This window comes from Xanthobacter autotrophicus, assembly GCF_029991245.1.
GTDB classification, from domain to species: Bacteria; Pseudomonadota; Alphaproteobacteria; order Rhizobiales; family Xanthobacteraceae; genus Xanthobacter; species Xanthobacter autotrophicus_C.
The window spans coordinates 1-10,627 of sequence record NZ_JAIVFO010000151.1 but is presented as its reverse complement, the minus strand read 5'-3'; the positions used below and the strand labels follow the sequence as shown (position 1 = coordinate 10,627).

The 10,627-nt window shown below is 67.7% G+C and carries 10 protein-coding genes; 6 read left to right on the top strand and 4 right to left on the bottom strand.

What is annotated here, in order from left to right; all coding sequences use genetic code 11:
- A partial coding sequence (locus K9U41_RS19305) for a DEAD/DEAH box helicase (RefSeq protein WP_282642489.1) occupies positions 1-228 on the bottom strand: 228 nt, incomplete at its 3' end.
- 233 nt (positions 229-461) lie between these two features.
- On the opposite strand from K9U41_RS19305, the gene K9U41_RS19300 reads away from it, so the two are divergent.
- From K9U41_RS19300 to murC, 4 genes are all read left to right on the top strand, one after another.
- A complete protein-coding gene (locus tag K9U41_RS19300; protein ID WP_282642488.1) occupies positions 462-1,403 on the top strand; it encodes a hypothetical protein in 942 nt (313 codons plus the stop codon).
- Between the two features lie 62 nt (positions 1,404-1,465).
- On the top strand, positions 1,466-2,665 hold the full coding sequence (gene ftsW, locus K9U41_RS19295) for a putative lipid II flippase FtsW (protein ID WP_282642487.1): 1,200 nt from the start codon (positions 1,466-1,468) through the stop codon (positions 2,663-2,665).
- Positions 2,666-2,839: 174 nt separating this feature from the next.
- Positions 2,840-3,967 (top strand): undecaprenyldiphospho-muramoylpentapeptide beta-N-acetylglucosaminyltransferase, encoded by a 1,128-nt coding sequence (gene murG, locus K9U41_RS19290; protein ID WP_282642486.1) that lies wholly within the window; start codon positions 2,840-2,842, stop codon positions 3,965-3,967.
- Positions 3,964-5,376: a UDP-N-acetylmuramate--L-alanine ligase gene (gene murC, locus K9U41_RS19285; RefSeq protein WP_282642485.1), complete on the top strand. Its 1,413-nt coding sequence runs from the start codon at positions 3,964-3,966 to the stop codon at positions 5,374-5,376. Before murG ends, murC begins: the two co-directional genes overlap by 4 nt.
- Here the strand turns inward: murC and K9U41_RS19280 are convergent.
- The 3 genes from K9U41_RS19280 to ccrA all read right to left on the bottom strand — a co-directional run bounded on the left by K9U41_RS19280 (position 5,360) and on the right by ccrA (position 7,902).
- Positions 5,360-5,929, bottom strand: a complete 570-nt coding sequence (locus tag K9U41_RS19280) for a hypothetical protein (protein WP_282642484.1) — start codon at positions 5,927-5,929, stop codon at positions 5,360-5,362. The genes murC and K9U41_RS19280 overlap by 17 nt on opposite strands.
- Positions 5,930-6,073: 144 nt before the next feature.
- Positions 6,074-6,517: a cytidine deaminase gene (cdd, locus tag K9U41_RS19275; protein WP_282642483.1), complete on the bottom strand. Its 444-nt coding sequence runs from the start codon at positions 6,515-6,517 to the stop codon at positions 6,074-6,076.
- A gap of 101 nt (positions 6,518-6,618) precedes the next feature.
- Positions 6,619-7,902 (bottom strand): crotonyl-CoA carboxylase/reductase, encoded by a 1,284-nt coding sequence (gene ccrA / locus K9U41_RS19270; protein WP_282642482.1) that lies wholly within the window; start codon positions 7,900-7,902, stop codon positions 6,619-6,621.
- Positions 7,903-8,167: 265 nt separating this feature from the next.
- On the opposite strand from ccrA, the gene K9U41_RS19265 reads away from it, so the two are divergent.
- Entirely contained in the window at positions 8,168-8,404 is a 237-nt protein-coding gene (locus K9U41_RS19265) for a GlsB/YeaQ/YmgE family stress response membrane protein (RefSeq protein WP_282642481.1), read from the top strand.
- A 216-nt stretch (positions 8,405-8,620) separates the two neighbouring features.
- Positions 8,621-10,594, top strand: coding sequence for a protein meaA (locus K9U41_RS19260; protein WP_282642480.1), 1,974 nt, complete (start codon positions 8,621-8,623; stop codon positions 10,592-10,594).
- The last annotated feature ends 33 nt before the right edge of the window (positions 10,595-10,627 follow it).

The window sequence follows — 10,627 nt, the reverse complement described above, 5'->3', positions numbered from 1 at the left end:
CCCCCGTTTCCCGCGCCCGCCGCTCAGTTCGATCAGCGTGGGCAGGAAGCCGGCCAGCGTCTTGCCGGCGCCGGTGGGGGCGATCAGCAGCACCGAGCGCCCGGCCTGCGCGGCGGCGACGAGATCGAGCTGGTGCGTCCGCGCCGTCCAGCCGCGCGCGTGGAGCCAGTGGCGGAACACGTCCGGCAGCGCGCCATCCGCTGCGGCGGAAGCGGGGCCGCCGGGCAAGAGCGCGTCGGATTTGGGGGCGGTTCGTCGGGAGTGCGGCACCCGCTCAAGATAGGCATGCCGGGCCGGTTGCGCGATGGCGGACCAGTCCGGGAACCGGGAGCCGCACTGCTGCGTTTGGGAGAGCAAAGGTATCCGGCCGACGTTGTGCCACGAGACCGGCGCCTTATAGTGCTGGCCGCTTTGGCGGGGGCGTGATCCGGGGTCTGATCAGGGCGGAGAAATGGGTATGGATGACGGTTCGCGTTGCAGGTGAATGGGCGCCGGGTGGGGAATGCGGGGCGGCGCGGGTCGCGAACGGCCTGTTCATCACCACCCAGTGTACGGACCGGATCAGGGCCCATTTCGAGCGGCTGCGGCAGCAGACCGAGGGGCTGGTCGAGTGGCGCCTGATCCACAATCCCGGCAACCGCGTGGCCCCGGTGGAGCCATGCCTCGATCCGCCGCCGGGTGAGGTGCTGCCCGAGCGCATGCGCCAGATGGATGAGAATGGCGGCCTTGTTCCCGGCTTTGTGGATGTGCTCTCCATGGCCGCTGCCTGGCCGCTGCCCCACGACCATACGTGGGTGATGGAATTCGACGTGGACTACACCGGCGACTGGCGCACCCTTTTCGAGCGCTTCGCCGCCAACGATGCCGACCTGCTGACCACCACGCTTTTGCCCCTCGCCGACGATCCGGACTGGTATTTCATGGATACGGCCCTGGCGCCGCCCCATGTGGACCCGGCCTGCCGCATGCGCTCGTTCAACCCGCTGATGCGCATATCGCGGCGGTTCATGGAGGCATATGCGGCCGAGGTGCGCGATCCCGGCTGGCAGGGCCATTTCGAGTACCTGTTTCCCACCGTCGCGCGCCATCTCGGCCTCAGGATCGAGGACATGGGCGGCGAGGGGCCGTTCTGTCCGCCCGAGCGGCGCGGAACGCTCTATTCCAATACCCCGCTGCATCCCCATCTGATGCCGGGGACCTTCGTGTACCGCCCCTGGCGACCCGACTATTTCGCCGAGCGCCCGCAGGACTTCCCGCAGGGCGACTGGCTGATCCACCCGGTCAAGCCCGACATGCCGCCGCCCCCCGAGCCGCCGCCACCCCCTCCTCCGCCACCTCCGCCGCGGCGGTCGCTGCTGCGGCGCCTGTGGCGCTGGGTCCGTGGCAAGGGGATGGGGTCTTAATCGCTCGTCAACCGTCCCGGACGCATGGTGCGGCAGTTGTTCCGCACCGGAGTTGCCGTCCCATGATGTCGCGTGCCGACCGCACCGTCTTGAGCGAATGGTGGTGGACGGTGGACCGCGCCCTGCTGGCGGCCCTCTGTGGCCTGATGGTGATCGGCATCATCCTGTGCCTTGCCGCGAGCCCCGCGGTGGCCGCCCGCCTCGGCATCGCCGACCCGTTCCACTTCGTGAACCGGCAGGTGCTGTTCCTGGTGCCCGCCGCGATGGTGATGATCGCCACCTCCTTCCTGTCGCCGCGTGCGCTCAGACGCATCTGCATCGGGGTGTTCGCCCTGTTCTTCGTGCTGCTTCTGGCGACCCTGGTGGTGGGACCGGAGGTGAAGGGCGCGCGGCGCTGGCTCACCATCGCCGGCGTCACCGTGCAGCCGTCCGAATTCATCAAGCCGGCCTTCGTCATCCTTGCCGCCTGGCTGTTCGCCGAGAGCACCAGGCGGCCGGAAATGCCGGCCCAGCTGCTTGCCTTCGGCCTGCTCGGCAGCGTGCTCCTGCCGCTGGTGAAGCAGCCGGACTTCGGCCAGAGCCTGCTGATCTCGCTGGTGTGGGCCTCGCTGTTCTTCCTCGCGGGGCTGCGCTGGATCTGGATGGTCGGGCTGGTGGGCGTGGGCGCGGGGGGCGGCTTCATCGCCTACATGACCGTGTCCCACGTGCAGAAGCGCATCAACCGCTTCCTCAATCCCGATTCGGGCGACACCTACCAGATCGACGCCGCGCTCAACTCGTTCCGCAACGGCGGCTGGTTCGGCCAGGGGCCGGGCGAGGGCACCATGAAGCGCATGCTGCCGGACGGGCACACCGACTTCGTCTTCGCCGTGGCGGGGGAGGAGTTCGGCATCATCCTGTGCCTCATCATCCTGTCGCTGTTCGCCTTCATCATCCTGCGGTCGCTGTCGCGGGCCTCGAAGGAGAGCGATCCCTTCACCCGCTTCGCCATCACCGGTCTGGCGCTGCTGTTCGGGCTGCAGGCGGCCATCAACATGGCGGTGAACGTTCACATTGCCCCCGCCAAGGGCATGACGCTGCCCTTCATCTCCTATGGCGGCTCCTCGCTCATCTCCATCGCCTTCGGCATGGGCATGCTGCTGGCCCTCTCGCGCAAGCGGCCGGGCGCGGCGGCGCTGGCCGCCCTGACCGAGAAGCCGTCGGTGGAGCCCATTGCCCGGCCCGTCGCGCCACCGGCCGGCGCGCTGCCGGACCCGGCCTGAAGCCCGCGCGGCGCCTGAGCGAAGCGGATCGCGGGATGCACCAGCATCCTTGCGATCCGGCAAAAGCTGCGGCGTGTTGCCGGACCCGGCCTGAAGCCCTTCCTCCCCGGAATGGCCGCATTGGCGGGGCAGCAAGCCCAATCTGGCCGATCTGATCGGCCATTCGAGGTAGATGTGACGCAGATTGTTCTTCTCGCCGCCGGCGGCACCGGCGGCCACCTGTTTCCGGCGGAGGCGCTCGCCGCGGCGCTCGGCCGGCGCGGCTTCGACGTGGATCTGGCCACCGATGCCCGCGCGGCGCGCTATGCCGGCCATTTCCCGGCGCGGGAACTGCACGTGCTGCCCGCCGATACGGTGCGCGGCCGTTCCCCGGTGGCGCTGGCGCGCACCGGATTTGCGCTCGCCTCGGGCCTGGTGTCCTCCCTCGCGCTGCTGCGGCGGGTGAAGCCGGTGGCCGTGGTGGGCTTCGGCGGCTATCCCACCGTGCCGCCGCTGCTCGCGGCCGCCTTCATGGGGGTGCCGAGCCTCATCCACGAGGCGAACGGCGTCATGGGCCGGGCTAACCGCATGCTGGCGCGGCGCGTGAACGCCATCGCCACCGGCTTTCCCGGCATCGTCGCCGCCGATCCGGCCCTCGCCTCCAAGGCGGTGTGGACCGGCAATCCCCTGCGCCCGTCCGCCATCGCCGCCGCAGCCACGCCCTATGATCCGCCGCTGCCGGGGGGCGAGTTGCGCCTGCTGGTGTTCGGCGGCAGCCAGGGCGCGCGGGTGATGTCCGACGTGGTGCCGGAGGCCATCGAGCGGCTGGACGGCGACCTGCGATCCCGCCTCGTCCTCACCCAGCAGGCGCGGGAGGAGGACCTGGAGCGGGTGAAGGCCACCTATGCGCGCCTCGGCGTGCGGGCGCTGGTGGCGCCCTTTTTCGACGACCTGCCGGCGCGCATGGCTGCGGCCCATCTGGTGGTGTCGCGTTCCGGCGCGGGCACGGTGGCGGAGCTGGCCGCCATTGGCCGGCCGTCCATTTTGGTGCCCTTGCCCCACGCCCTCGACCAGGACCAGGCGGCCAATGCCCGGTCGCTGGGGGAGGTGGGCGCGGCGCTGGTGCTGCGGCAGGTGGAGTTCGATCCCGACCGGCTGGCGCTGGAGCTTCACAGCTTTGCCAGCGAACCTCGATCATTGACGCAGATGGCGGATAAGGCCAGAAGCCAGGGCGTGCTCGACGCAGCGGAACGACTGGGCGATCTCGTCCGGCATCTGGCGGCCAAAGGCGCGGTCGCAACCTTTCAGGGGAAACGGGCATGAAGTTGCCGTCCGGCCTCGGCTCCATCCATTTCGTCGGCATCGGCGGCATCGGCATGAGCGGCATCGCCGAGGTGCTGCACAATCTCGGCTACGAGGTGCAGGGCTCGGACGTCGCCGACAGCGCCAATGTCAAGCGCCTGCGCGAACTCGGCATCACCGTCATGATCGGCCATGCCGCGGCCAATGTGGATGAGGCCGACGTGGTGGTGGTCTCCTCCGCCATCAAGCGCGACAATCCCGAATTGGTGGCCGCCCGCGCCAAGCGCCTGCCGGTGGTGCGCCGCGCCGAGATGCTGGCCGAGCTGATGCGCCTGAAGAGCTGCGTCGCCATCGCCGGCACCCATGGCAAGACCACCACCACCTCGCTGGTGGCGACCCTGCTCGACGCCGGCAATTTCGATCCCACCGTCATCAACGGCGGCATCATCAACGCCTACGGCACCAACGCCCGCCGGGGCGATGGCAACTGGATGGTGGTGGAGGCGGACGAGAGCGACGGCACCTTCCTGAAGCTGCCCACGGAAGTCGCCATCGTTACCAATGTGGACCCCGAGCACCTCGACCATTTCAAGACCTTCGACAAGGTGCAGGACGCCTTCAAGGCCTTCGTGGAGAACGTGCCGTTCTACGGCTTCGCGGTGATGTGCATCGACCATCCGGTGGTGCAGGCCCTGGTGGGGCGCATCGAGGACCGGCGCGTCATCACCTATGGCGAGAACCCGCAGGCGGACGTGCGCCTGGTGGACGTGGACCTGAAGGGCGGCATCACCCGCTTCGGCGTGGTCTTCCGCAACCGGGCGGGTGAGACGGTGCACGAGATTTCCGGCCTCAGGCTGCCCATGCCCGGCAAGCACAATGCGCTCAACGCCACCGCCGCCATCGCGGTGGCCCACGAGCTGAAGGTGCCGGACGACAAGATCATCGAGGCCATCGGCGCCTTCGGCGGGGTGAAGCGCCGCTTCACCCGCACCGGCGACTGGAATGGCGTCACCGTGTTCGACGATTACGGCCACCATCCGGTGGAGATCGCCGCCGTGCTCAAGGCGGCGCGGGCGGCGAGCGAGGGGCAGGTGATCGCCGTGGTGCAGCCGCACCGCTACTCGCGCCTCGCCTCCCTGTTCGATGAGTTCTGCACCTGCTTCAACGATGCCGACCACGTGGTGGTGGCCCCGGTCTATGCCGCCGGCGAGGCGCCCATCGAGGGCGCGGACCGGGACCATCTGGTGCAGGGCCTCATCGCCCACGGCCACCGCTCGGTGACGGCGCTGGACGGGCCGGAGAAGCTCGCTGAAGTGGTGGGTGCGCTGGCCAAGCCCGGCGACTATGTGATCTGCCTCGGCGCCGGCTCCATCAGCTCATGGGCCTATGCTTTGCCGGGGGAACTGGCCGCGCTCAAGCCGGCGGCCTAGGGGCCGCGGGGCAGGAGGCGGCGGGCGTGCAGGTTGCGGGCGGCGGCTCGGCGCCCACCGTCGAAAGCTTGTAGATGTCTGCGCCAGTAACGGCGAGGAACATCAGGATGAACAGGGCAATACCGGCGACAGACGTCCAGAAGGCTGCTCGGTATTCCCGCTCGCGGGTGATCGTGATCGCCATGGCGGTCTTGCAATAGTCGTCGAACGTCCTGCTTGCCGTGACCCTGTCGAATTTGAGATAGAAGATAAGTGCTCCCATAATCTCCGCGATGGTGAGGAGCAAGAAAACGATAAAGCAGGCGCTGAGGAAGAGAATCGGCCACGGCACGATTGCCGAATTCTCCGCGACACGAAAGACGGCTACTGTCAGGAAGCCGATGACGATGCCGTTGAGCCGCAGCAAGGCGCTCATCTTGTTGTCGATGATGCCAAGGCGATCGTAGAGATATTTGACAGCCCATTGCTGCTGCGAGGTAAGGTTCTGCAGGCAATCAAAATGGCTTCTGTCATTCTCTACGGTCGGATCGGGCTTTAACGATCTTGCCTGCATGCGGACCCCCGGCACGCGTCCACGCTCATCTGGACGATGAGTAGTGCAATTCAGGGTAGAGTATTTTGTATCAACTCGCAATAAGAGGGGCGGGTGGCTTGTGGCGGCGCCGATGCTTTCGCCTTCCGTTCGAACGTGAAGGCGTCAGAACGTGAATGCGTGGGGCAGGAGGTCCGCAGCCGTCGTGCTGACCACCTTGTCGCCCGGCCCGTAGAAATGAACGGTCGTCGCAGGCGACATTTCGAGGATGCGCTGGCGGCAGGCCCCGCAGGGGGTGCACGCAACGTGACCGTCGCCTTCCTTCTCCGCATAGATGGCGATGGCGACGGCTTCGAGGCCGGCACCCTCGGCGGCGCGAGCGGCCGCGATGGCGCCGGCCTCGGCACAGGTACCGACGGGATAGGCAATATTCTCGACGTTGCAGCCCACGTGGACCGCGCCGTTCGCGGACAGCAGCGCGGCACCGACGCGGAAGCGCGAGTAGGGCGCATAGGCGTTCTTCGACACGGCCTTCGCGGCGTCGAAGAGAGCGTCAAGATCGTGGGGGCGTGGCGCGGGAAGCTTTCGTGCGAGCTTGGTCGTCGCCATGGCACCTCTCCATCGGAGGAAGTTGTGCGGCACACTAGCACAGGTAACCCGCGCCGAATACGGCGCGGGTCATGGACGAGGCCTGGCTTACGACGTCTGGCTTATTTCTTCGCGCCGGCCTCGATCACGTCATCGATGGTGCGCAGGCCGGTGCGGGGGGCGTTGACCAGCACCGCCATGTTACCGGGGGCGTGCTGGTTCTTCCACATCTTGGTGTGCGCCTCGGGGATGCGGTCCCACGGGAACACTTCCGACATGCAGGGGTCCACGCGCCGGTCGATGATGAACTGGTTGGCGGCGGAAGCCTGCTTGAGGTGGGCGAAGTGGGAGCCCTGGATGCGCTTCTGGCGCATCCACACATAGCGGGCGTCGAAGGTGATGTTGAAGCCGGTGGTGCCGGCGCAGAACACAATCATGCCGCCGCGCTTGCCCACCAGGGTGGAGACCGGGAAGGTCTGCTCGCCCGGATGCTCGAACACGATGTCCACGTCGCGCTTGCCGCTGATGTCCCAGATGGCCTTGCCGAACTTGCGGGCTTCCTTGGTCCACTCGTTGTATTCCGGCGAGTTCACCTTGGGCAGCTGGCCCCAGCACTTGAAATCCTTGCGGTTGATCACGCCCTTGGCGCCGAGGCCGAGGACATAGTCGCGTTTGGTCTCGTCGGAGATGACGCCGATCACATGGGCGCCGGAGGCGGCGGCAAGCTGCACGCCGAACACGCCGAGGCCGCCCGAGGCACCCCACACCAGCACATAGTCGCCCGGCTTCACGGTGTGCGGCGGATGGCCGAACAGCATGCGGTAGGCGGTGGCCATGGTGAGGGTGTAGCAGGCGCTCTCCTCCCAGGTCAGGTGCTTGGGGCGCGGCATCAGCTGGCGCGCCTGCACCCGGCAGAACTGGGCGAAGGAGCCGTCCGGCGTCTCATAGCCCCAGATGCGCTGCGAGGGCGAGAACATCGGGTCGCCGCCGTTGCACTCCTCGTCGTCCCCATCGTCCTGGTTGCAGTGGACGACCACCTCGTCGCCCACCTTCCAGCGCTTCACCTTGGAGCCCACCGCCCAGACAATGCCGGAGGCATCGGAGCCGGCGATGTGGAAGGGCGCCTTGTGCACGTCGAACGGCGAGATCGGCTGGCCCAGGCCGGCCCAGATGCCGTTGTAGTTCACGCCGGCGGCCATGACGTAGACCAGCACGTCGTTCTCGCCCAGCTCCCAGGTGGGAACCACCTCCAGCTGGAAGGAGTCTTCCGGCGGCCCGTGGCGCTCGCGGCGGATGGCCCAGGCGTACATCTGTGCCGGCACATGGCCGAGGGGCGGAACCTCGCCCAGCTCATAAAGGTCCTTCACCGGTCCCTCGTTCGCGTTGGCGGCTGCCGTCTGGGCCATGGCTGTCGTCCTCTCCGTGCGTGTGCGGACCGTTCGGTCGCGTCTTTGGGGGCTTCTTGCATTGCAGCGTAGCAGAGAAAAATTCCAAAGCGATACCCCCCTCTTTGGACCATCGGCGGACAATTCCCGCGTCCCGCGAACCACAAGGCCACGCTCGCGTTGTCATTCCCGCGCAGCGCCGAGAGCGCTAGGCTGGCACCGTCGCGGGATAGGCCGGCTGCCGGGACGGACTGGCCGGGGCAGCGACGAGGAAAGGGGATACGACATGAGTATCTTGTGGATGATCATCGTCGGCGCCATCGCCGGCTTTCTGGCGGGGCAGCTGTTCCAGGGCTACGGCTTCGGCCTCATCGGCAACATCGCGGTCGGCATCGTCGGCGCGCTCATCGGCGGCTTCCTGTTCGGTGGCGTGTTCGTGGTGGGCGGCATGATCGGCCAGATCATCTCGGCCACCATCGGCGCGATCATCCTGCTGTTCATCATCTCGCTGGTGAAACGGTAGGACGCGGTCCCACACGCCGCGATGCCCTGCTGCGCCCGGGGCGTCGCGGTCGCCCTCCAAATCAGAGATGGAGCACGCGCCGATCCGCCGCCGGGCCCGGCGCGCCCGCCGGGGGGGCGGGGGGCTCTCCCATCCCCACCAAATTTCCCATCGACGGCGCGGGCATTGCGACGCACAATTGCGCCAAATCCAGAACGACCAGATGGGGGAATAGGAATGGTGGCGCGCGACAAACCCTGGCTTTTCCGCACCTATGCGGGCCACTCCACCGCCACGGAGTCCAACAAGCTCTACCGTTCCAACCTCGCCAAGGGCCAGACCGGCCTCTCGGTCGCCTTCGACCTGCCCACCCAGACCGGCTACGATTCAGACCACCCGCTGGCGCGCGGCGAGGTGGGCAAGGTGGGCGTGCCCATCTCCCATCTCGGTGACATGCGCACCCTGTTCGACGGCATCCCGCTCGCCGAGATGAACACGTCGATGACCATCAACGCCTGCGCGGCGTGGCTGCTCTCGCTCTATATCGCCACCGCCGACGAGCAGGGCGCCGACCGCACCAGGCTGCAGGGCACCACCCAGAACGACATCATCAAGGAATATCTGTCGCGCGGCACCTATGTGTTCCCGCCGGCGCCGTCCATGCGGCTGACCAAGGACACCATCATCTTCACCACCGAGTATCTGCCCCGGTGGAACCCCATGAACGTGTGCTCCTATCACCTGCAGGAGGCCGGGGCGACGCCGGTGCAGGAGCTGGCCTTCGCGCTCGCCAACGCCATCGCCATCCTCGACACGGTGAAGAAGTCCGGCGAGGCCGAAGGCAAGGTGTTCGGCGAGGTGGTGGGGCGCATCTCCTTCTTCGTGAATGCGGGCATGCGGTTCATCACCGAGATGTGCAAGATGCGCGCGTTCGTGGATCTGTGGGACGAGATCTGCGTCAACCGCTACGGCATCACCGATGCCAAGCAGAAGCTGTTCCGCTACGGCGTGCAGGTGAATTCCCTCGGCCTCACCGAGCAGCAGCCGGAGAACAACGTCTACCGCATCCTGCTGGAGATGCTGGCCGTCACCCTGTCGAAGGGCGCCCGCGCCCGCGCCGTGCAGCTTCCCGCCTGGAACGAGGCGCTGGGCCTGCCGCGCTCCTTCGACCAGCAATGGTCGCTGCGCATGCAGCAGGTGCTGGCCTATGAGACCGACCTGCTCGACTACGGCGACATCTTCGACGGCTCCACCGAGATCGCGAAGAAGGTGGAGCAGCTGAAGGAGGAGGCCCGTGCCGAGCTGGCCCAGATCGACGCCATGGGCGGCGCGGTGGCGGCCATCGAGAATTCCTACATGAAGCAGCAGCTGGTGGAATCCAACACCCGCCGGCTGGAGGCCATCGAGCGCGGCGAGCAGGTGGTGGTGGGTGTCAACCGCTGGACCGAGACCGAGCCCTCGCCGCTGACCACCGGAGAAGGCGCCATCCTCACCGTGCCCGAGGGTGTGGAGGCGGAGCAGATCGCCCGCCTGCAGGCCTGGCGCGAGGCCCGCGACAACAAGGCGGCAGCGGCGGCGCTCGCGGCGCTCAAGAGCGCGGCGCAGGAGGGGCGCAACATCATGGAGCCCTCCATCGTGTGCGCCAAGGCCGGCATCACCACCGGCGAATGGGGCACCTGCCTGCGCGAGGTGTTCGGCGAATACCGCGCCCCCACCGGCGTCGGCCGCGCCGCCCGCGTGGACACCCAGGGGCTGGACGAGGTGCGCAAGGGCGTGGACGCGGTGTCCGAGAAGATCGGCCGGCGCATCAAGTTCCTGGTGGGCAAGCCGGGCCTCGACGGCCATTCCAATGGCGCCGAGCAGATCGCCGTGCGCGCCCGCGACTGCGGCATGGAAGTGGTCTACGAGGGCATCCGCCTGACCCCCGCCGAGATCGTGAACGCCGCGCTGGAAGAGAGCGTGCACGTCATCGGCCTGTCCATCCTCTCCGGCTCCCACGTGCCGCTGGTGCGGGACGTGATGGAGCGGCTGCGGGCCGAGGGGCTCTCCGACATCCCCGTGGTGGTGGGCGGCATCATCCCGCCGGAGGACGAGGTGCAGCTGAAGGGCTTCGGCGTGACCGCCGTCTACACCCCGAAGAATTTCGAGCTGAACCGCATCATGGCCGACATCGTCGCCATCGTGGACCGGCAGGCGCAGAAGGCAGCCTGAGGGGCGGGGGCGGCGTCGCGCTCGTTCTCGGGG